This window comes from Teichococcus aestuarii, from assembly GCF_042651065.1.
Taxonomy (GTDB): domain Bacteria; phylum Pseudomonadota; class Alphaproteobacteria; order Acetobacterales; family Acetobacteraceae; genus Pseudoroseomonas; species Pseudoroseomonas aestuarii.
The window spans coordinates 1-21,616 of record NZ_JBHSCH010000072.1; the positions used below are offsets into that span (position 1 = coordinate 1).

Sequence of the window (21,616 nt, forward strand, 5' to 3'; positions counted from 1 at the left end):
CGGCGGCGGCCAGCGCGGCCTGGGCGGCGGCGGCGCGGGCCGGCCAGTCGGCGGCGCTGGGCCAACCATCATCGACCACCAGCAGCAGCGGCCCATCGCCCTGCGCGGCGGCGCCCGGCCCCCAGACGGGGCGGGAGAGGCCGAGCACGATCAGCGCCGCCGCGGCCAGGCGCAGCAGCAGCAGCCACCAGGGCGTGCGGGCGGGCGTCTCCTCCGGCGCCGGCAGGTCGCGCAGCAGGCGCAGCGCCGGGAAGGCCTGCCGGCGCGGCGCCGGCGGCGTGACGCGCAGCAGCCACCAGATCAGCGGCAGGGCCGGCAGCGCCAGCAGCAGCCAGGGGGCGACGAAGCCGATCGGACCGAGGGACAGCACGCGCGAGCCTCTCCTTCTGGATGGGCCGTCTCAGGAACTAGCCAGGCGCCAGGGCCTGCCACAGCGCCAGCAGGGCCGCCTCCGGCGGCGTGTCGGTGCGGTGGGTGGCGAAGGACCAGCCCGCGGCGCCGGCGATGGCGGCGAGACCCGCCCGGTGCGCCGCCAGCCGCTCGGCATACAATTCACGCACACCCTCAACGCGCGGTAACAGCAGCGGGGTTTCCGTGGCCGCCACGCCTTCGAAGCGCACCCGCCCGGCATAGGGCAGCGTCTCCTCCGCCGGGTCCAGCACCTGCAGCAGATGGCCGCGCACGCCGCGCCCGGCCAGCGCCGCCACCGCCGCCCGGATCTCCTCCAGCGGCGCCAGGAAATCGCCGAACAGCACGGCGCGGGCGTGGCGGGGCAGCGCCTCGTCGGCGGCAGGCGGCGCGTGGCGGGAGAGGGTGTCGGCCACCGAGGCCAGGGCGCCGCGTCCGGCGAAGGCGCGGCGGGCGCCCAGCAGCCGCACCCGCTCGCCGCCCGCCAGCAGCACCGCGCCCAGCGCCAGCAGCAGCAGCTCGGCGCGCTCGCGCTTCTCGGGGCGGTCGCGGCCGCCGCGCCAGGCCATGCCGGGGGCGGCGTCGCGCCACAGCGCAACGCTCTGCGCCGCCTCCCACTCAGTTTCCCGCACGAAGAGGCGGTCGGACTTGGCGCTCTGCCGCCAGTCGATGCGGCCCACCGCGTCGCCGGCCAGATAGGGGCGGAACTGCCAGAAGGCATCGCCCTGGCCGGCGCGGCGGCGGCCGTGCACGCCCTGCATCACCGTGGCCGCCACGCGCTCGGCCGCCACCACCAGCGGCGGCAGGCGGCCGCCCAGCGCCTCGGCGGCGAGCGGGTTCAGCGGCGGGGCAGGCCCGCGAGGCGACGGCTCAGCCAAGGCTGGCCTTCAGCGCGCCGATCACATCCGCGAGCTTCACGCCATCGGCCCTGGCCGAGAAATTCAGCGCCATCCGGTGGCGCAGCACCGGCTCGGCCAGCGCCAGCACGTCCTCCACGCTGGGGGCCAGGCGGCCATCCAGCACGGCGCGGGCGCGGGTGGCCAGCATCAGCGCCTGCGCCGCGCGCGGGCCGGGACCCCAGGCGAGGTGCTGGCGCACGGCGGGCAGGGTGCCGGTCTCCGGCCGGGCGCCGCGCACCAGTTTCAGGATGGCGTCCAGCACCTGCTCGCCCACCGGGATGCGGCGGATCAGCGCCTGCGCGGCCAGCAGCTCGGCGGCGGTCATGGCGGGCTCGGCGCGCGCCTCGGCGCTGCCGGTGGTGGCCAGCAGCATGGCGCGCTCCGCCGCCTCGTCGGGGTAGGTGACCTCGACCTCCAGCAGGAAGCGGTCGAGCTGCGCCTCGGGCAGCGGGTAGGTGCCTTCCTGCTCGATCGGGTTCTGCGTGGCCAGCACATGGAAGGGGGCGGGCAGCGGGTGGGCCTGGCCGGCGATGGCCACCTTCCGCTCCTGCATCGCCTGCAACAGGGCGGACTGGGTGCGCGGGCTGGCGCGGTTGATCTCATCGGCCATCAGCAGCTGGCAGAAGACAGGGCCCTTGATGAAGCGGAAGGCGCGCCGGCCGTCCGCCCCCTCCTCCAGCACCTCGGAGCCCAGGATGTCGGCCGGCATCAGGTCGGGGGTGAACTGCACGCGGCTCTCATCGAGCCCCAGCACGGTGCCGAGCGTCTCCACCAGCCGCGTCTTGCCCAGGCCCGGCACGCCCACCAGCAGCACATGCCCGCCGGAGAGGATGGTGATCAGCACCTGCTCCACCACCTCGGGCTGGCCGAAGATCACCCGCCCCACCGCGGCGCGGACACGGGCCAGGCGGGTGCCCAGCGCCTCCACCTCCGCGACGAGGATGTTCGGATCGGTGGGGTCGGCCACTTCAACCATGCCGCTACGCCTCCTTATATAGACCGGATATGGGAAGCCGGCCCGCCTTGGCCAGCCCGCCCCTTCTGCCAGGAGCGAGACTTGGGGAAGCCTATGACCGTCGGGCGCATGGACGAAGCATTGAAACAATCCGCAGGCGAGAATGCCTGCCGACGACGGGAGGATGCTGCCGCCGTGCTGAACACCGCACCGCCGAAGGGCCGCACCGGGACCGCCCCGGGCCCGGCCCGCCCGAAACACGATTGCGGCATGCTGGACATGCGAATCGCCAAGGATGGCTCCTGGCACTACCAGGGCAGCCCGATCGGCCGGAAGGAGCTGGTCTGCCTCTTCGCCTCCGTGCTGAAGCGCGAGGCGGATGGCCGCTACCTGCTGGAGACCCCGGTGGAGCGCGGCGAGATCACCGTCGAGGACGCGCCCTTCGTCGCCGTCGAGGTGTTCTGGCGCCGCTGCGAGGGGCGGCAATGCCTGACCTTCCGCACCAACCTCGACGAGATGGTGACGGCCGATGCCGACCACCCGATCCGCGTCGCCATCGACCGCCGCTCGCGCGAGCCGCGCCCCTACGTGATGGTGCGGCCGGGGCTGGAGGCGCGCATCAACCGCGCCGTCTTCTACGAGCTGGTGGCCCTGGCGGAGACGGAGAAGGTGGAAGGCCGCGAGCTGCTGGGCGTCTGGAGCGAGGGGGTGTTCTTCCCCATCGACGAGGTGCCGGCCGAGTCGCGCAACGGGGCCGCCGCCGCGGAATGAGCGCCGCCGCATGAGCCCTGCCGCATGAGGGCGGCCGCGTGAACGACGCGCCGCTGCCCGTGCCCGCCGCCCCGCTGCTGGATGTGGCGGAGGTGGCCCGCCGCCTCTCCGACCCGGCCCGGCTGGCGCGGGGCGGCGGCACGGTGCCGCCGGAGGGCGGCCGCGCCGCCGCCGTGCTGGTGCCCGTGGTGCTGCACGAGGCCGGCCCCACCCTGCTGCTGACCCTGCGGGCGGAGCGGCTTTCCAGCCATGCCGGGCAGGTGGCCTTCCCTGGCGGTCGCATCGAGCCGGGGGAGAACCCGGAGCAGGCAGCCCTGCGGGAGGCGGCGGAGGAGGTCGGGCTCGACCCGCGCCTGCCCCGCATCCTCGGCCGGCTGCCGGAGCATGTCACCGGCACCGGCTTCCATGTGACGCCGGTGCTGGCGCTGCTGGAGCCGCCGCTGAACCTGATGCCCTCGCCGGACGAGGTGGCGCTGGTCTTCGAATACGCGCTGGCCCCGCTGCTCGACCCGGCGCTGCCGCAGCGCCAGAGCGCGCTGTGGAAGGGCGAGCGGCGGCATTTCTACGTCTGGCCGCACGAGACGCATTACGTGTGGGGCGCCACGGCGGCCATCATGCACAGCCTGGCGGTGGCGCTGCGGGAGGCCTAGCCGGCCGCATCCTCGCTGGCCGCGTCCTCCGCCGCCAGGCTCGCCCGCATCCAGGCCAGGAAGGCGCGGGCCGCCGGCCCCTCCGCCCGGGCCGAGAAGGGAATCGCCGCCAGCCCCTCGGCGAAGGGGGCGAAGCCGCAGGGGGCGGCGAGCCGGCCCTGCTCCAGCGCCTCCCGCGCCATGCGCCGCTCCAGCAGTGCCACGCCGAGGCCGCCCAGGGCCGCCTCCAGGCAGAGATGGGTGTGCGGGAAGCGCAGCTCGGCCGCGCAATCCACGTAGCACCCGGTGGCCTCCTGCCACAGCGCCCAGGCGCGCGGCGTGTGCTCCTGCGCGATCCGCGCCGGCGCGCGCAGGGCGCCGGGCGTCACCGCCACCGGGTAGCCGGGGGCGCAGACCGGGCCGAAGGCCACGCCCCCCAGCGGCAGGGCGCGCGCCCGGTCGGCCGGCGGGTAGGCGGCGCGGTCCCAGGCGATGACCAGATCCGCCCCCTCCTGCCGCAGCTGCCGCGCCGAGGTCATGGAAAGCCGCAGCCGCACGCCCGGATGCGCGCCGTAGAACCCGCCCAGCCGCGGCACCAGCCAGCGCATGGCGAAGGTGGCGCTGCACGCCACGTGCAGCGAGGGGCCGTGCGCCTCCTCCAGCACGGAGCGCCAGCCCTCCTCCAGCGCATCCAGCGCCCCGGCCACCTGGCGGCGCAGCGCCTCGCCCTGCGCGTTCAGGCGGATGCCGGTGCCGGCGCGGTCGAACAGCGGCACGCCCGCCGCCTCCTGCAGGGCGCGGATCTGCCGGCTGACGGCGCCATGGGTGCGGCCCAGCTCCGCCGCCGCCCGCCCCACCGAGTTCAGCCGCGCCGCCGCCTCGAAGGCGCGCAGCGCGGAGAGCGGCGGCAGGCGCCGGGGCTTCCCCTCCCCCTCCGGCATGGCGGGCTCCTTGGTGAGTTTTCCGCACCAATGGGCGGCGCCGAACTCGATATCGGCGGCGCCGCACCGCGTCTAGAGAAGGCGCGGCATTCACCAAGGAGGGCCGGTCGGCATGGCCATCATCCGGACGATCGAGGCGCTGGAGCAGCTCTATGGCGGCGCGGCGGCGGTGGGCGAGGCCTCCACCGCCAAGGTGGCGGACCACGTCACGCCGGAGTACCGGCGGATCATCGAGGCGGCGCCCTTCCTGGCGCTGGCCACGGTGGGGCCGGAGGGGCTGGACTGCTCGCCGCGTGGCGACCGCGGCGCGGTGGCGGTGGTGGACGGCCCCCGCCGCCTGCTGCTGCCCGACCGGCGCGGCAACAACCGCATCGACAGCCTGCGCAACGTGGTGCGCGACCCGCGCGTGGCGCTGATGTTCCTGATCCCCGGCAGCGGCAACGCGCTGCGCGTCAATGGCGCGGCGCATCTGGAGGACGACCCGGCCCTGCTGGAGCGCCTCTCGGCCGAGGGAAGGGCGCCGCGCAGCGTCATGGTGATCGAAGTGCGGGAGGTCTATTTCCAGTGCGCCCGCGCCATCCTCCGCGCCGGGCTGTGGCAGGCGGAGCGGCAGGTGGACCCGGCGACGCTGCCCAGCCCTGGCCGCATCCTGGCGGCGATGAGCGGCGGCCGCGTCGGCGGCGAGGCCTATGACCGGGAATGGCCGGAGCGGGCGCGGCAATCCATGTGGTGAGGCGGCGGAGGCATTTGGCAGGCGGCCCCGCCGCGCCTATCTGTGGGGGCCGGCGCGCCTTCCCTCCGCGGCGCCGCCCCCGAGGAGCCGCCCCGCCATGAAGCTCTACGAGATCCCGGCGCATCTGCCCTTCCTGCCCACCCTGGCGGAGGGCGTGCTGGGCTGGGTGGGGCTGGACGACCCGCTGGCCCTCTCCCGCACCACCATCCTGCTGCCGACGCGCCGCGCCGCCCTCGCCCTGCGCGAGGCCTTCCTGCGCACCGCCGGCAACCGCACCCTGCTGCTGCCGCGCATGCGTGCGCTCACCGGTCTCTCCACCCAGGAGGCGGACGAGCTGTCCCTGCCCGTGCTGCTGGACCTGCCGCCGGCGGTGGACCCGGCCCGGCGCCAGGCGGTGCTGACCGACCTGGTGATGCGCCTGCCCTCCCGCTTCGGCGGGCCGAACACGCCGGAGCAGGCCTGGACCCTCGCCGCCGCCCTGGCCGAGCTGATGGACGAGACGGCGCTGGAGGGCTGCGACGACTGCCTGCTCGCCTCGCTGGTGCCGGACGAGTTCGCCGCCCACTGGCAGGTGACGCACACCTTCCTGCGCGGCGTGCTGGATGCCTGGGGGGCGTGGCTCGCCGAGCAGGGGCTGATGGATATCGGCCCCCGCCGCGTCGCCGCGCTGGAGGCGCAGGCCGAGGCGTGGAAGCGCGAGCCGCCCGCCGATCCCGTCATCGCCGCTGGCATCGGCGCCGGCGGCACCATCCCCGCGGCCGCGGCGCTGCTGAAGGTGGTGGCGCGGCTGCCGCAGGGCTGCGTGGTGCTGCACGGCCCGGGCGAGGTGAAGTCGGCCGAGCTGTGGGCCGCCATCGGCGAGAGCCCCACCCATCCGCTCTCCGGCCAGGTGCGCCTGCTCTCGGCGATGGACGCGACGCCGGGCGACCTGCGGCCCTGGCCCGGCAATGGCACGGGGCAGGCGCCGCTGATCCGCCGCGCCGAGCTGCTCTCCTGCTCGCTGCGCCCGGCCGCCGGGCTCGATGCCTGGCTGACCCGCCGCCCCGCCCACTGGGAGCCGGCGCTGCGCGGCCTCTCGCTGCTGGAGGCGCCGGACGTGCAGGCGGAGGCGGTGGCCATCGCCCTGCTGCTGCGCGAGGCGCTGGAGCACCCCGGCGCCCGCGCCGCGCTGATCACGCCGGACCGCGAGCTGGGCCGCCGTGTCGCCGCCGAGCTGACCCGCCACGGCGTGCTGGCCGACGATTCCGCCGGCCAGCCGCTGGGCGAGACGCCGACGGGGGCCTATCTGCGCCTGCTCGCCCGCACGGTGGGCGAGGATTTCGCGCCCGTGCCGCTGCTCTCGCTGCTGAAGCATCCGCTCTCGGCCGGCGGCCTGGCGCGCGCCGAGTGGATGGAGGCGGTGCGGCTGCTGGAGCGGCGCGCGCTGCGCGGCCCGCGCCCCGCGCCCGGGCTGGCCGGGCTGCGCGCCCGCGTGCTGGAAGCCTTCCGCCGCGAGAAGGATGCCGCCCTGCTGGCCACGGTGATGCGGCTGATCGAGGCGCTGGAGCGCTGCCTGGACGGCTTCGGCAGCCTGCCCGACAGCCCCGCCCGGCCGCCGGCCGACCTGCTCGACGCCCACCTGACCGCCGCCGAGGCGCTGGCCTCCACGCGCGACCGCCCCGGCGGGCTCCGCCTCTATGCCGGCGAGGAGGGCGAGCCGCTGGCGGTGCATCTCTCACAGATGCCGCCCGCGCTGCGCGCCCTGCCGCCGATGAGCCCGGCCGGCTGGCCCGCCCTGTTCGACGCCTCGCTGGCAGGGCCCTCGGCGCCCAGCGTGCGCATCGGCCGGGGGCGGGACCATGCCGAGCATCCGCGCATCGCCATCCTCGGGCTGCTGGAGGCGCGGCTGCAGGATTTCGACCTCGCCATCCTGGGCAGCCTGGAGGAAGGCGTCTGGCCGCAGGCGACCGACCCAGGCCCCTGGCTGAGCCGCCCGATGCGCACCGATTTCGGCCTGCCCGAGCCGGAGAGCCGCATCGGCCGCGTCGCCGCCGACTTCCTGCTGGCCGCCGCCTCGGCGCCGCGCGTGGTGCTCTCCTGGGCGCGCAAGCGGGCCGGCGCCCCCACCGTGCCCTCGCGCTGGCTGACGCGGCTGGAGACCTTCCTCTCCGGGCAGCGGGACGCGGCGCATCCGCGCGGCCTGGCGCTGCCGCGCAGCCCGGCGCTGGGCTGGGCGGCGCGGCTCGACATGCCGGAGGCGGTCCCCCCCCCCCCCCGCCCCCCCCCCCCCCCCCCCGCCGCCGCCAGCTCGCGCGAGATCAGCGTCACCGAGGTGGCGGACCTGATGGCCGACCCCTATGGCTACTATGCCCGCCGCGTGCTGCGCCTGGTGCCCTTCGACCCGCTGGACGCCGAGGTGGGCGCCGCCGATTACGGCCAGATGGTGCATGAGGCGATGGCGCGCTGGACCCGCCGGCTGGAGACCGCCCCCGGCGGCTGGCCCGGCGCCGCCACCGCCCTCGAATGGTTCGAGGAGGCCGCCGAGGCGGCGCTGGAGGAGGCCGCCGCCCGCCCCGGCCTGCTGGCCTTCTGGCGGCCGCGCCTCTCGCGCATCGGCGCCTTCGTGGTGGCGCAGGAGGAGGCGATGCAGCGCGGCCAGCCGGTCCGCACCCGCCATGCCGAGGTGCCGGGGCATCTCGACCTCGCCCAGGGCCAGCTCCGCCTGAAGGTGCGCGCCGACCGCATCGACCTGCTGGCCGACCGCACCCTCTCCATCATCGACTACAAGACCGGCATGCCGCCCTCCAACAAGGAGGTGCAGGATGGCCGCGCGCCGCAGATGCCGCTGGAGGCGGCGATCGCCGCGGCGGGCGGCTTCCAGGGGGTGGAGCCGCGCCCCGTCTCGGCGCTCGCCCATTGGCGGCTCACCGGCGGCGGCACGCCGGGCGCGGTGAAGCCGGTCGCCGGCGAGCCGGAGGCCCTGGCGGCCGATGCGCTGGACAACACCATCGCCCTGCTGCGGGACTTCCTGCTGGGCGAGCGGCGCTTCATCGCCCGCCCGCATCCGCGCCGCAAGCCGGTGCGCACCGACCACGACCACCTGGCCCGCGTCGCCGAATGGGGGAACACCGATGAGGCCTGATCCCTGCAAAGCCCCGCCGGATGGCGAGCGCGCCGGCGGCGTCGCCCTCTCGCCGCGTGCCGCCGCACAGGCGGCGCAGCGCCGCGCCTCGGACCCCGACGCCTCGGCCTGGGTGGGCGCCTCCGCCGGCTCGGGCAAGACCAAGGTGCTGACCGACCGCGTGCTGCGCCTGCTGCTGCGGCCGGGCACGCGGCCGGGGCGCATCCTCTGCCTCACCTTCACCAAGGCCGCCGCCGCCGAGATGGCGCAGCGCCTGGCCCGCCGCCTCGGCGAGTGGGTGGTGGCGGATGAGGAGACGCTCACGCGCAGCCTGCACGACCTGACCGGCCAGGCGCCCGATGCCGCGCTGCGCCGCCGCGCCCGCGCCCTCTTCGCCGAGGTGCTGGAGCAGCCGGGCGGCATGCGCATCGCCACCATCCATTCCTTCTGCCAGTCGCTGCTGCGCGGCTTCCCGCTGGAGGCGGGGCTGCCGCCACAGTTCAGCCTGATCGAGGAGACCGAGGCCGCCACCATGCTGGCCGAGGCGCGCGAGGCCACCCTCGCCTCCGGCCGGCTGCCGGCCGACGCCATCGAGGCCATGGCCGGCCTCGGCTCGCCCGAGGATTTCTCCGAGACCCTGCGCACCCTGGTGAAGGAGCGCGAGCGGCTGGGCGCTGCCATCGCCGCCGCCGGGGGCGTGCGCGGCAGCGACGCGGTGCTGCGCCGCCGCCTCGGCCAGCAGGCCGAGGAGGGCGAGGTGGCGGCGCTGGCCGAGGCGGCGCGCGGCGCGGCGCGGGAAGAGCTGGTGCGCGCCGCCGCTTTACTGCGCGGCAGCGGCAACGCCAACGACCGCGCCCGCGGCGAGACGATGAAGGCCTGGATGGACCTGCCCGAGGGCGCCCGCGCGGCGCGCTGGGAGGAATGGACGGCCATCTTCCTCACCGCCGCCGAGGGCACGCCGCGCAAGTCGCTCGCCACCAAGGGCGGGCTGCGGGACCGGCACGAGGAGGCGCAGTCCATCCTGGCGGCCGAGGCGGAGCGGGTCTTCGCGCTGGAGGAGAGCCGCAAGGCCTGGCGCCTGCACGCCGCCAGCCTGGCGCTGCTGGCGCTGGCCCAGCCGGTGCTGGAGGCCTACACGGCGCGCAAGGCGCGCATCGGCGCGGTGGATTTCGACGACCTGATCCAGGCCGCCCGCGCCCTGCTCTACGACCCCGGCAGCGCCTGGGTGCTCTACAAGCTCGATGGCGGGCTGGACCACCTGCTGCTGGACGAGGCGCAGGACAGCAACGCCTACCAGTGGGAGATCGCGGCGCGGCTGGCGGAGGAGTTCTTCTCCGGCCTCGGCACCCGCCCCGAGGGCGAGGAAGGCCCGCCGCGCAGCATCTTCGCGGTGGGCGACGAGAAGCAGTCCATCTACAGCTTCCAGGGCGCCGACGCCGCCGGCTTCGCCCGCTGGGAGGCGCATTTCGCGCAGGCGGTGCAGGCGGCGGGGGGGAGCTTCGCCGCCGTGCCGCTGAACGTCTCCTTCCGCTCCACGGCGCCGGTGCTGGCGCTGGTCGATGCCGTCTTCGCCGACGGCCCGGCGCGGCGCGGGGTGGTGGAGGAAGGCGACACGCTCCGCCACCGCGCCGACCGCGAGGCCGATGCCGGGCTGGTGGAGCTGTGGCCGCCGCTGGTGAAGCCCGGCAACGCCACGCTCGAGCCCTGGCATGTGCCGGACGAGCCGGTGGCCGAGGCGGATGCCGAGGCGCTGATGGCGGAATCGCTCGCCGCGCGCATCGCCCACATGGTGCGGCACGAGACGCTGCCGGCGCGCGGCGGCCGCCGCGTCCGCCCCGGCGACATCCTGGTGCTGCTGCGCCGGCGCACCGGCTTCTCCAACCTGCTGGTCCGCGCCCTGAAGGCGCGTGGCGTGACGGTGGGCGGCGTCGACCGGATGCGGCTGATCGAGCAGATCGCCGTGCAGGACCTGCTGGCGCTGATCGACGTGCTGCTGCTGCCGGAGGACGACCTGCAGCTGGCGGCGCTGCTCAAGAGCCCGCTCTGCGGCGTCTCCGAGACGGAGCTGTGCGACCTGGCGCGCGCCCGCACCCAGCCGCTGTGGTGGCGCCTGCTGGAGCACCGCGGCCAGGACACCGCCCCCGGCCGCGCCGCCGAGTGGCTGGCCGACCTTGCCGACCGCGCCGACCTCGCCACGCCCCACTCCATCCTGGCCGAGGTGCTGGGCGAGCATGGCGGGCGGGCGCGCATCCTGGCCCGCCTCGGCCCCGACGCCGCTGACCCGCTGGACGAGGTGCTGAACGCCGCCCTCAGCTACGAATCCCGCCACCCGCCCAGCCTGCAAGGTTTTGTCCATTGGCTGCGGCGGGGTGGCGCCGAGGTGAAGCGTGAGGCCGAGTCCGGCGCCGACGCGGTGCGGCTGATGACGGCGCACGGCTCCAAGGGATTGCAGGCGCCCATCGTCATCCTGCCCGATGTCGGCAGCGGGCGGGGCGAGAAGCCGGTGCGGTGGAACGAGGCGGAGCCGCCCCTGCCCTACTGGGCGCCGCGCAACCGGAAGGATTTCTTCGCCCCCGCCTGGACCACGCTGATGGAGGCCGACAACGCGGCGCGCGAGGCGGAGGAGAACCGCCTGCTCTACGTGGCGCTCACCCGCGCCGAGGACCGGCTGCTGGTCTGCGCCTGGGGCGAGCCGAAGCCCGGCAGCTGGTACGACCTCGTGGCGCAGGGCTTCGCCCGGCTGGAGGGGGCGGAGGAGATGCCCTTCGCGCCGGAGGAGTTCGGCGCCCCGCCCATGGCCAGCTTCGCCGGGCCGCTGCGCCGGCTGGCCAGCGCGCAGGCCGCCCCGCCGCGTGCCGAGTCGGAGCCCGAGCACCCCGGCGAGGAAGGCCCGCTGCCGGAGTGGATCCACCGCCCCGCCGCGCCGGAGAGCGAGGCGCTGACCCTCTCCCCCTCCGCCCTGCCCGGCGAGGAGGAGACCCCCACCGCCGCCCCGCATGGCCGCGCCGACCCGACGGGCGAGCGCTTCCGCCGCGGCCGGCTGATCCATGCGCTGCTGCAGCACCTGCCGGACTACCCGGTGGCCGAGCGCGCCGCGGTGGCCGAGCGCTTCCTCGGCCGCACCGGCCACGGCCTCGGCGAGCAGGACCGGGCCGAGACCCTGGCGGAGGTGCTGCGCCTGCTGGACGAGCCGGCGCTGCGCGACGCCTTCGGCCCCGGCAGCCTGGCCGAGGCGCCGATCGCGGGCCGGGTGAACGGCCTGCCGCTGGCCGGCCAAGTGGACCGCATGCTGATCACGCCGGAGCGGGTGCTGGTGCTGGACTACAAGACCAACCGCCCGCCGCCCGAGCGGGTGGAGGATGTGCCGGGCCTCTATCTGCGGCAGATGGCCTCCTACCGCGCGCTGCTGCGGCAGGTCTTCCCCGGCCGGGCGGTGGAATGCTGGCTGCTCTGGACCTGGTCGGCGCGGATCATGCAGCTGCCCGGCGCGGTGCTGGACCGCTACGAGCCGGCCTGAGGGCGGCTCAGAGCGGCAGCATCCTCTGCCCACCCTTGGCTGGCTCCGGCTGGGCCGGCTTCGGCGGTGCCTCCGGCGCGCCGCCGGCGTTGCGGCGGATCTCGCCGCGCGCCGCCTGCCCGGCGAAGCGCAGCTCGGTCACGAAGCGCTCGTATTCGCGCTTCTTGAGTTCGGGGTCGGGCAGGCGCAGCAGGTAGCTGGGGTGCACGGTCAGCATCACCGGCAGCCCGGCGGGCAGTTCCTCCGGCGCCTCGAAGACCTGGCCGCGCAGCTTCAGCATCGGCAGCTTGCGGCCCATCAGCGCCTGGGTGGCGGTGGCGCCCAGCGCCACCAGGAAGCGCGGCGCCACCGCCGCCACCTCCGCCAGCAGGAAGGGGCGGTAGAGCTTGATGTCACCCGCATCCGGGCTCTGGTGCAGCCGCCGCGCGCCGCGCTGGGTATATTTGAAATGCTTCACCGCGTTGGTGACGTAGGCAGCGCCGCGCTCGACGCCCGCCTCCTCCAGCGCCTGGGTGAACAGCCGGCCGGCAGGGCCGACGAAGGGGCGGCCCTGCCGGTCCTCCTCGTCCCCCGGCTGCTCGCCCACGAACATCAGGGGGGCGCCACGCGGCCCCTCGCCGGGCACGGCGGGGCGGCCGGCGGCCCATTCGGCCATGGGGATGGGGATGGCGGGAGCGGGGGCGTCGCTGTCTGGCGGTGTCATGGCTGGATGAGGAATGCGCAAGCCCGGCGGCGGTTCCGCGCGCGGCGCCTTTCCCCGGCACTTTCCGGCTGGTAGAGAGGGCGACTTCTCTCGATTCCAGGCGCGTGGGGGTTGCTCAAGCCATGAAGTTCTCGGTGGACCGGGCGGTGCTGCTCAAGGCGCTCGCGCATGTGCAGAGCGTGGTGGAGCGGCGCAACACCATCCCCATCCTCGCCAACGTGATGCTGGCCGCGCAGGACGGCGCCCTGACCCTGACGGCGACGGACATGGAGATCGCCATCGTCGAGGCGGTGCCGGGCGTCACCGTCACCCGCACCGGCCGCACCACCGCGCCGGCTGCGACGCTGTACGAGATCGTCCGCAAGCTGCCGGACAGCGCCAAGGTGGAGCTGGACCATGCGGGCGGCGACGCGCCGCTGGCGCTGCGCGCCGGCCGCTTCGCCACCTCGCTGATGGTGCTGCCGGTGGAGGACTTCCCCTCGATGACCGAGGGCAAGCTGCCGCACAGCTTCCACCTCGCCCCCTCGCTGCTGCGCGAGCTGGTGGACCGCACCAAGTTTGCCATCTCCACCGAGGAGACGCGCTACTACCTCAACGGCATCTACCTGCACGCCACCGAGGTGGAAGGGCAGCCCGTGCTGCGCGCCGTGGCCACCGACGGCCACCGCCTGGCCCGCGTGGAGGAGCCGCTGCCGGAGGGCGCCGCCGGCATGCCGGGCGTCATCATCCCGCGCAAGACGGTCAACGAGATCCGCAAGCTGGCCGACGAGGCGCAAGACCCGATCGAGGTGCGGCTTTCCGACACCAAGATCCGCTTCACCTTCGGCGCCGTGCACCTGACCAGCAAGCTGATCGACGGCACCTTCCCCGAGTATGAGCGCGTCATCCCGCGCGGCAACGACAAGATCCTGACGGTGGACAAGAAGGCCTTCGCCGACGCCGTCTCCCGCGTGGCCGCCATCTCCTCCGAGCGTTCCCGCCCGGTGAAGCTGAGCCTGAAGCAGGACAGCCTGACGCTGACCGCCAGCAGCCCCGACCAGGGCCAGGCGGAGGAGGAGCTGGATGGCGGCGCCGTCTCCTACGGCAACGGCCCGATCGAGATCGGCTTCCAGGCGCGCTACCTCGCCGATATCACCGACCAGATCGAGAGCAAGGTGGAGTTCCGCTTCGCCGACGGCTCCGCCCCCACCGTGGTGGTGGACGCCTCCAAGCCCGAGGCGCTCTACGTGCTGATGCCGATGCGCGTCTGAGCGCACCGCCATCCGGGTGAGGAACAGGCCGGGGCAGCGCCGCCCCGGCTTTTTCTTTAGGTTACCCGACCATGAAGACCCTGCAGATCCTGGCCATCGGCCTGGCGGTGCTGATGGCGGGAGGCGAGATCGCCCGCCGCGCCGGCACCCCCACCTTCATCCCCCTCGCGCTGGACGAGCTGGCCGTGGCGGCCGCGCTCCTCTGGGCCGCCTGGCGCGCCCGCCACGACGAGACGCCGCCGATGATCGCCGCCTGGGCCGGCTATTGCGGGCTGGTGGCCGGGCTGCTGGCCGAGAACGCCGACTACCTCATCCACGGGCGGGAGAAATCCGGCGCCGTGTTCTACACCGTGACCCTGGCCCTGATGCTGCTGGTGGGTGTCTGGGCGGTGACGCGCGGCCTGAACCTGGCGCGCCGCCGGCGCTGAGCGGGCCTCCGGCGCCTTCCGCCCCCCCGTTATCCGCCACCTCCCGCGCGGCGGGCGGCGAGGCCTGGGCCGGCATAGCCGCGCGCAGCCCGGCGGAGCGCCGGCGCATGAGAGCGGGAGACCCCGCAGCCGGGGCAGTTCCTGGCCGTGGCCAGGCCGGCTCAGCCGTGCCCGGGATGGGCGCAATGCCCGTGGGCGAAGTCGGAGAGGGTCTCGATGATGCGGCACTCCCCGACCTGCCCGCCCTCGCAGCCCTGCGCCATGCGCTCCAGCTCGCTCCGGAGCGCCTGCAGGCGGCGCAGCCTGGCGTCGATCTCGGCGATCTGCGCCGTGGCGATCGCGTGCGCCGCCGAGCATTCGTCGCGGGGGCGGTCCGCGAGCGCGAGAAGCGCGCGGATATCGGCCATCGGGAAGCCCAGTTCGCGGGAATGGCGGATGAAGCCCAGCCGCCGGAGATGCGCCTCCCCGTAGCTGCGATGGCCGCCTTCGGTGCGGGCGGGCGGGGGCAGCCATCCCTCGGCCTCGTACCACCGGATCGTCGTCGGCTTGACCCCCGTGAGCCGGGACAGGTCGCCGATGCCCATCTGCCGCATCGTGTTCTCCATGCCGGATAAGATGGTGCGCGGAAGCCCCGGCACCCAGCCCCGCGCCCGGATGCCGGCGGGCGGGCGGCACCGAAATTCCGCCTCCGGCCGATCTTCCCTTGAACCTCCAGTGGCTGGAAGTCCTATCTGAGGCGCCGTCAGCAGGAGTTGGAGCCATGGACGGCAGAGGGAGCGAAGAGGACGGCCGGGAGGTCAGCTGGCGCGTGTCCGGCATGGACTGCGCCTCCTGCGTGGCCAAGGTCGAGAAGGCGGTCTCGCGCCTGCCCGGCGTCAGCGCGGTCAGCGTCAACCTGATGGCCGAGCGGCTCAGGGCCACCCTCGCCCCCGGCGCCGCCGTGCCCGAGGCGGTGGAGGCGCAGGTCGCGGCGCTCGGCTTCCAGGCCACCCGGCTGGAGGCCCTCTCCCTCGCCTGGCATGTGCAGGGCATGGATTGCGCCGGCTGCGCCGCCAAGGTCGAAGCCGCGCTCGGGCGCCTGCCCGGCGTCTCGGCGGTCAGCGTCAACCTCATGGCGGAGCGGCTCACCCTGCGGCTGGCGCCGGGCGGGACGGAGGCGGCGGCCATCCCGCGCTCGCTCGCGGGCCTGGGCTACACGGCCCGCCCTCTGGCGCCGGCCGGGCAGCCCGCCGGCGCGCCGCCCCCGCAGGAGCATGACGGCTGCCGCGGGCACGGCCACCCGGCGCAGGACCACGCGCACGGCCATGCGGGGCACGGCCACGCCCATGCCGGGGCAGGCGCCTTCGGCCATTCCCATGCCGACCACGAAGACCCGGCCGATGCCGCCAGGCCCTGGTACGCCACGGCCAAGGCGCGGCTGGTCTGGCTGCTCGGGGCGCTGGTCCTCGGCGCCCATGCCCTCTCCCTGGCGGTGGCCGAGAGCTGGGCCTATCCGCTGTTCCTGGCCGCCACCGCCCTGGCGGTGATTCCCTTCGGCCGCCGCGCCTTCGCCCTGGCGCGCGCCGGCTCCCCCTTCTCCATCGAGACGCTGATGGTCACGGCCGCCATCGGCGCCGCCCTGATCGGCGCGGCGGAGGAGGCGGCGATGGTGGTGCTGCTCTTCGCCGTCGGCGAGCTGCTGGAGAACGTGGCGGCGGGCCGCGCCCGGGCGGGCATCAAGGCCCTGGCCGGGCTGATGCCGCGCACGGCGCTCCGCCTGCGGGCCGATGGCACGGCCGAGCCGGTGCCCTCCGCCGCCCTGGCCGTGGGCGATCTCGTCCTCATCCGCCCCGGCGAGCGGGTGCCCTGCGACGGCCTTGTCGAGGAGGGCCGCTCCGCCCTCGACGAAAGCCCCGTCACCGGCGAGAGCGTGCCGGTCCCGCGCGGCCCGGGCGAGGCCGTCCTGGCCGGCTCCATCAACGCCGACGGGGCGCTGCGGGTGCGGGTCTCCCGCGCCGCCGCCGACAACACCATCGCCCGCATCATCCGCATGGTGGAGGAGGCCACCGCCTCCCGCGCGCCGACGCAGCGCTTCATCGAGCGCTTCTCCGCCTGGTGGACGCCGGGCGCGATGGCCGTCTCCCTGCTGGTCATCCTCCTGCCGCCCTTCCTGCTGGGCTGGAGCTGGTGGGAGAGCGTCTATCGCGGCCTGGCGGTGCTGCTCATCGCCTGCCCCTGCGCCCTGGTGATCTCGGTTCCCGCCGCCATGGCCTCCGGCCTCTCGGCCGGCGCCCGGCGGGGCCTGCTCATCAAGGGCGGCGCGGCGCTGGAGGTGATCGGCGGCGCGAGGACGGTGGCCTTCGACAAGACCGGAACGCTCACCGAGGGCCGGCCCCGGGTGACCGACATCCTGCCGGCGGCGGGCCTGCCGGAGGCGGAGCTGCTGGCCCTGGCGGCCGGCGCCGAGCAGGGTTCCTCCCACCCCCTGGCGCGGGCGGTGGTGGCGGAGGCGGCGGCGCGCGGCATCGCGCTGCCCGTGGCCTCCGGCCAGGGGGCCATCCCCGGGCGGGCGGTCCGCGCCACGATCGGCGGCCGCGCCATCAGCGTCGGCAGCCCGCGCCACGCGGCGGAGGCCGACGCGCTGCCCGGCCCACTGGCGGAGGCGGTGGCGCGGTTCGAGGCGGAGGGCAAGACGGCCGTGGTGGTCCTCGCCGATGGCACGCCGGCCGGCGTGCTGGCGCTGCGGGACGAGCCGCGCGCGGACGCCGCCGCCGGCGTGGCCGCCCTCTCCAGGCTCGGCGTGCGCGCGGTGATGCTGACGGGCGACAATGCCCGCACCGCCGCGGCCATCGCCGGGCCGCTGGGCCTCACGGCGAAGGCCGGGCTGCTGCCGGACGACAAGCTGCGCGAGATCGCGGCGCTGCGCGCCGCCGGCCCGGTGGTCATGGTGGGCGACGGCATCAACGACGCGCCGGCGCTGGCCGCAGCCTCCGCCGGCGTGGCGATGGGGGGCGGCACGGATGTGGCGCTGGAGGCGGCCGACGCCGCCATCCTCAAGGACCGGACCACGGGCGTGGCCGAGCTCGTCAGCCTGTCGCGCGCCACCATGGCGAACGTGAAGGCCAATGTCGGGATTGCGGTGGGGCTGAAGGGGCTGCTGCTCGTCACCACCCTGCTCGGCCTCACCGGCCTCTGGCCCGCCATCCTGGCCGACACCGGCGCCACGGTGCTGGTGACGCTGAACGCGCTGCGGCTGCTGGCCTGGAAGCCGGCGGCCTGAGAAGGGCGTGGCGGGCGGTCGCCACGGCGCCCTTCTCCCCGGCTCCCCGCCAGCCGGCGCGGGCGGCGCCCCAGGCCCGCCGGCGGAGGCCAGCATGGGCCGGGCGGGACCGGGCCGCGCTGCTCGCGCGTTTGCCGCGTCCCGTCCGGCGCGGCGTCTCGCCGTGTCCGCGGCGCCTTACGGCGCCTCAGACGTCGAGGTTGGCGACCTTCAGCGCATTGCCGACGATGAACTCGCGGCGCGGCTCCACCACGTCGCCCATCAGGGTGGAGAAGACCTGCTCGGCATCCTCCACATCCTCGATCTTCACCTGCAGCAGGGTGCGCGCGGCGGGGTCGAGCGTCGTCTGCCAGAGCTGGTCCGGGTTCATCTCGCCCAGCCCCTTGAAGCGCTGGATGGCGAGGCCCTTGCGGCCCTGGGCCAGCAGACGGTCGAAGGCGGCCAGCGGGCCGGCCACCTCCAGCGGGTGCCCATCCAGCGCCAGGCTTGCGGGCTGCGCCCAGGCGGCGGCCAGCGCCGCCTGACGCTCGACCAGCCAGCGCGCCTCAGGGCTGCGCAGGGCGGCGGGGTCCAGCCGGTGGCGGTCGGCCACGCCGCGCACGGTGCGGCCCATCACCAGCCCCTCGGCGCCGGCCGTCACCTTCCAGCCGCGCTCGGTGGGGCGGGCCAGGGCGTCGAGCCGGGTGACGAGGGCGGGGGCGGCGGCCAGGGCACGTTCCGCATCGGCGTTCAGCGCGCCGGTGATGGCGGCCTGCTCCACCAGCTCGGTCGGCACGGTGTTGTTGGCGAGGCGGCGGATGCGGTGCGCGGTCTGCCGCAGGCCTTCCACCACCTCCCGCAGCGCGTCGCCCTCCACCACGCGGCCATCGCCATAGCGCAGGCTGGCGTTGTGCAGGGCCTTCTCCAGCAGGAAGTCCTCCAGCGCCCGGTCGTCCTTGAGGTAGCGTTCCTCCTGCCCGCGCTTGGCGCGGTAGAGGGGCGGCTGGGCGATGTAGAGGTGGCCGCGGTGCAGCAGCTCCGGCATCTGCCGGAAGAAGAAGGTCAGCAGCAGGGTGCGGATGTGCGAGCCGTCCACATCGGCGTCGGTCATGATGACGATGCGGTGGTAGCGCAGCTTGTCGGCCGAGAAGCCGCCCTTCTCCACCGGCCCGGTGCCGATGCCGGTGCCGAGCGCGGTGATCAGCGTGCCGATCTCGGCGGAGGAGAGCATCTTGTCGATGCGCGCGCGCTCGACGTTCAGGATCTTGCCCTTCAGCGGCAGGATGGCCTGGAAGCGCCGGTCGCGCCCCTGCTTGGCGGAGCCGCCGGCGGAGTCACCCTCGACGAGGAAGATCTCGCACTTGGTGGGGTCCTTCTCCTGGCAGTCGGCCAGCTTGCCGGGGAGCGTGCTGATATCGAGCGCGTTCTTGCGGCCGACCTTCTCGCGCGCCAGCTGCGCCGCCTTGCGGGCGGCGGCGGCGAGCACGACCTGGTCGAGCACGATGCGCGCTTCCTTCGGGTGCGTCTCGAACCAATGGGAGAGCGCATCGGCCACCGCCATGTGCACCACCGGCTGCACCTCGGAGGAGACCAGCTTGTCCTTGGTCTGCGAGGAGAATTTCGGGTCCGGCACCTTCACCGAAACCACGGCGGTCAGCCCCTCGCGCATGTCCTCGCCGGAGAGCTCGACCTTCTCCTTCTTGGCCAGCTCCTCGGCGTATTTCATCACCACGCGGGTCAGCGCCTGGCGGAAGCCGGCCTGGTGGGTGCCGCCGTCGCGCTGCGGGATGTTGTTGGTGAAGCACAGCGCCAGCTCGTGCGGGCTGTTGTTCCACCACATCGCCAGCTCAACCTGGATGCCGGTGCCTTCCTTGGCCTTCAGGCTGATGGCCGGCTTGAACAGCGGCTCCTTCGAGCGGTCCAGCCATTCGACGAAGGCGACGAGGCCGCCATCGAAGCGGAAGTTCGTCTCGCGCGCCGGCTCGCCCAGCGCCACCGGGCGCTCGTCGCGCAGCGAGATGGCCAGGCCGGAATTGAGGAAGGCCAACTCGCGCAGGCGCTTCTCCAGCACGGAGAACTCGTATTCCGTGCGGGTAAAGGTGCCGGAGGAGGGCTTGAAGGTGACGCGGGTGCCGTTGCCGTGGACAGAGGGGCCGACCACCTTCAGCGGCTGCACCGTCTCGCCATGCTCGAAGCGGATGAAGTGCTCCTGGCCCTCGCGCCAGATCACCACCTCCATCCACTCGGAGAGCGCGTTCACCACCGCGGCGCCGACGCCGTGCAGGCCGCCGGAGACCTTGTAGGAGTTCTGGTTGAACTTGCCGCCGGCGTGCAGCCGCGTCAGCACCACCTCGGCGGCGGAGACGCCTTCCTCGGCATGGATGTCGGTCGGGATGCCGCGGCCATCGTCGGTGACGGTGACGGAGCCATCGGCGTTCAGCACCACCTCGCAGCGCGTGGCGTAGCCGGCCTGGGCCTCGTCCACCGCGTTGTCGATGATCTCGAAGGCCATGTGGTGCAGGCCCGAGCCGTCATCGGTGTCGCCGATGTACATGCCAGGGCGCTTGCGGACAGCTTCCAGCCCGCGCAGCACGGTGATGGAGGCGCTGTCATAGGCGTCCGCCGGCAGCTCGGTGGCGGGGGACGGCGCGCGCGCGGACTCACTCATGCCGGCGGAAAACTCCTGCTGACGACGTGCGGAAACACACGGATTTATAGCATTTTATCGGCTGTTGGGCACGGGGAAATCCGCAGGAAGGCGAAGCCCGCCCGGCTCGCCCTCCAGGAATTGCGCCGTGCCAGCGAGCGGCGCGAAGGGCGCGGCCTCGGTGCCGGTGAGAAAGCACTGCGCGGGCAGGATGGCAAGCGCCGCGAACAAGGCGGCGCGGCGCCCGGGGTCCAGGTGCGCAGCCACCTCGTCCAGCAGCAGCAGGGGCGCGAAGCCGCGCTGGCCCGCCACCAGCGCCGCCTGCGCCAGCACGACGCTGACCAGGAGCGCCTTCTGCTCCCCGGTGGAGCAGAGCTCGGCGGGGATGGCCTTGGGCAGCAGGAGCATGCGCAGATCGGTACGGTGCGCGCCCTGGCGGGCGCCGCCGGCGGCGGCATCCCGCGCGCGGTCGGCCTGCAGGCCGGCACGCAGCTGCTCCTCGACGGCCAGGGCGGGCCGTTCGGCCAGGGCATCGGCGATCGGGCACAGCAGTTCCAGCCGCGCCGCCGGGAAGGCGCCGGCGACGCCTTCGGCCAGGGCGGCGTTCAGCTGCCCCGCCATGGCGCGGCGGGCAGCGATGGCGGCCACGCCATGGCGCGCCATGGTGTCCTCCAGCGCCGCCAGCCAGGCGGCATCGCGGCGTCCTTCCGCAAGCAGGCGGTTGCGCTGGGTCATGGCCGCGTCATGCGCCGCCACGTCCCGCGCATGGGTGGGCTCCAGCGACCAGACGAGGCGATCGAGGAACTTGCGGCGGCCGCTGGCGCCTTCCTGGAACAGGCGGTCCATCTGCGGCGTCAGCCAGAGCATGGCGATATGCGCGGAGAGTTCGGCCTGGTTGCGAATGGCGGCGCCGTCGAGCCGGAAGCTGCGCCGATCCTGCCCTGCCCCCGCGCCGGTACCGATGACCAGCGGGCCTGCCCGCCCCTCGAAATGCCCGGCGATGGCCCAGGACAATCCTTCCTTACCCTCTCGCCGGCCTAGTTCGGCACCGCGGGCCATGCGCAACCCACGGCCGGGAGAGAGCAGGCTGATGGCTTCCAGAAGGTTGGTCTTTCCGACGCCGTTCGGCCCGGCAATCACCACGATGCGCGCGGTGAAGCCCTGATCCAGCGCGGCATAGCTGCGGAAATCCTGCAGCATGAGGCGGCGGAGTTGTAGGGCGGGTGTATGGTCCACGGAACGCGATAGGCCCGTACCTGCCATGTTTTGGCAAGACGGGCTGCTTTGAATATGAGGATTGTTTTTGGATGCGGGGACAGGATTTGAACCTGTGACCTTCAGGTTATGAGCCTGACGAGCTACCGGGCTGCTCCACCCCGCGGTGGTGAGAGTATCCG

Annotated in this window: 16 protein-coding genes and 1 tRNA gene; 8 read left to right on the plus strand and 9 right to left on the minus strand. The window is 74.6% G+C overall.

Annotated features, from left to right (window positions below; genetic code table 11):
• The 3 genes from ACFOY6_RS20290 to ACFOY6_RS20300 form a co-directional block, all read right to left on the minus strand.
• The coding region (locus ACFOY6_RS20290) for a BatA domain-containing protein (RefSeq protein WP_379652075.1) at positions 1–370 on the minus strand (370 nt) is incomplete at its 3' end.
• A 37-nt stretch (positions 371–407) separates the two neighbouring features.
• Positions 408–1,286 (minus strand): DUF58 domain-containing protein, encoded by an 879-nt coding sequence (locus ACFOY6_RS20295; protein WP_379652076.1) that lies wholly within the window; start codon positions 1,284–1,286, stop codon positions 408–410.
• Positions 1,279–2,283 carry an AAA family ATPase gene (locus tag ACFOY6_RS20300; RefSeq protein WP_379652077.1) on the minus strand — a complete coding sequence of 335 codons (1,005 nt, stop codon included), beginning with the start codon at positions 2,281–2,283 and terminating at the stop codon, positions 1,279–1,281. Before ACFOY6_RS20300 ends, ACFOY6_RS20295 begins: the two co-directional genes overlap by 8 nt.
• A 174-nt stretch (positions 2,284–2,457) precedes the next feature.
• Here ACFOY6_RS20300 and ACFOY6_RS20305 point away from each other — a divergent pair, with 174 nt between their 5' ends.
• Both ACFOY6_RS20305 and ACFOY6_RS20310 read left to right on the plus strand, forming a co-directional pair.
• Entirely contained in the window at positions 2,458–3,033 is a 576-nt protein-coding gene (locus tag ACFOY6_RS20305; RefSeq protein ID WP_379652078.1) for a DUF1285 domain-containing protein, read from the plus strand.
• Between the two features lie 38 nt (positions 3,034–3,071).
• Positions 3,072–3,683 carry a CoA pyrophosphatase gene (locus ACFOY6_RS20310; protein ID WP_379632330.1) on the plus strand — a complete coding sequence of 204 codons (612 nt, stop codon included), beginning with the start codon at positions 3,072–3,074 and terminating at the stop codon, positions 3,681–3,683.
• On the opposite strand, the gene ACFOY6_RS20315 is transcribed toward ACFOY6_RS20310, so the two are convergent.
• On the minus strand, positions 3,680–4,603 hold the full coding sequence (locus ACFOY6_RS20315) for a LysR substrate-binding domain-containing protein (protein WP_379652079.1): 924 nt from the start codon (positions 4,601–4,603) through the stop codon (positions 3,680–3,682). The genes ACFOY6_RS20310 and ACFOY6_RS20315 overlap by 4 nt on opposite strands.
• A 112-nt stretch (positions 4,604–4,715) precedes the next feature.
• On the opposite strand from ACFOY6_RS20315, the gene ACFOY6_RS20320 reads away from it, so the two are divergent.
• The 3 genes from ACFOY6_RS20320 (at position 4,716) to addA (ending at position 11,953) form a co-directional block, all read left to right on the plus strand.
• Entirely contained in the window at positions 4,716–5,336 is a 621-nt protein-coding gene (locus ACFOY6_RS20320; RefSeq protein ID WP_379632328.1) for a pyridoxamine 5'-phosphate oxidase family protein, read from the plus strand.
• A 97-nt stretch (positions 5,337–5,433) separates the two neighbouring features.
• Positions 5,434–8,457, plus strand: a complete 3,024-nt coding sequence (addB, locus tag ACFOY6_RS20325; protein WP_379652080.1) for a double-strand break repair protein AddB — start codon at positions 5,434–5,436, stop codon at positions 8,455–8,457.
• The gene (gene addA, locus ACFOY6_RS20330; protein ID WP_379652081.1) at positions 8,447–11,953 is read left to right on the plus strand and encodes a double-strand break repair helicase AddA; all 3,507 of its coding nucleotides are present in this window, start codon (positions 8,447–8,449) and stop codon (positions 11,951–11,953) included. The genes addB and addA overlap by 11 nt, the downstream gene beginning before the upstream one ends.
• 7 nt (positions 11,954–11,960) lie before the next feature.
• On the opposite strand, the gene ACFOY6_RS20335 is transcribed toward addA, so the two are convergent.
• The gene (locus tag ACFOY6_RS20335) at positions 11,961–12,656 is read right to left on the minus strand and encodes a UdgX family uracil-DNA binding protein (protein ID WP_379652082.1); all 696 of its coding nucleotides are present in this window, start codon (positions 12,654–12,656) and stop codon (positions 11,961–11,963) included.
• 122 nt (positions 12,657–12,778) lie between these two features.
• Between ACFOY6_RS20335 and dnaN the strand changes: the two genes are divergently transcribed.
• Both dnaN and ACFOY6_RS20345 read left to right on the plus strand, forming a co-directional pair.
• Complete coding sequence (gene dnaN / locus ACFOY6_RS20340; RefSeq protein ID WP_379652083.1) at positions 12,779–13,906, plus strand: DNA polymerase III subunit beta; 1,128 nt, start codon at positions 12,779–12,781, stop codon at positions 13,904–13,906.
• A gap of 71 nt (positions 13,907–13,977) precedes the next feature.
• On the plus strand, positions 13,978–14,334 hold the full coding sequence (locus ACFOY6_RS20345) for a hypothetical protein (RefSeq protein WP_109518841.1): 357 nt from the start codon (positions 13,978–13,980) through the stop codon (positions 14,332–14,334).
• A gap of 161 nt (positions 14,335–14,495) precedes the next feature.
• Here ACFOY6_RS20345 and ACFOY6_RS20350 read toward each other — a convergent pair whose 3' ends face one another.
• Entirely contained in the window at positions 14,496–14,927 is a 432-nt protein-coding gene (locus ACFOY6_RS20350) for a MerR family transcriptional regulator (protein WP_109518840.1), read from the minus strand.
• A gap of 167 nt (positions 14,928–15,094) precedes the next feature.
• Here ACFOY6_RS20350 and ACFOY6_RS20355 point away from each other — a divergent pair, with 167 nt between their 5' ends.
• The gene (locus tag ACFOY6_RS20355; RefSeq protein WP_379652084.1) at positions 15,095–17,593 is read left to right on the plus strand and encodes a heavy metal translocating P-type ATPase; all 2,499 of its coding nucleotides are present in this window, start codon (positions 15,095–15,097) and stop codon (positions 17,591–17,593) included.
• Positions 17,594–17,780: 187 nt separating this feature from the next.
• Here ACFOY6_RS20355 and gyrB read toward each other — a convergent pair whose 3' ends face one another.
• From gyrB to ACFOY6_RS20370, 3 genes are all read right to left on the minus strand, one after another.
• Positions 17,781–20,240, minus strand: a complete 2,460-nt coding sequence (gene gyrB, locus ACFOY6_RS20360; protein WP_109518838.1) for a DNA topoisomerase (ATP-hydrolyzing) subunit B — start codon at positions 20,238–20,240, stop codon at positions 17,781–17,783.
• A gap of 54 nt (positions 20,241–20,294) precedes the next feature.
• A complete protein-coding gene (recF, locus tag ACFOY6_RS20365) occupies positions 20,295–21,455 on the minus strand; it encodes a DNA replication/repair protein RecF (protein WP_379652085.1) in 1,161 nt (386 codons plus the stop codon).
• Positions 21,456–21,523: 68 nt separating this feature from the next.
• Positions 21,524–21,600: transfer RNA gene (locus tag ACFOY6_RS20370), tRNA-Met, on the minus strand.
• Between the last annotated feature and the right edge of the window lie 16 nt (positions 21,601–21,616).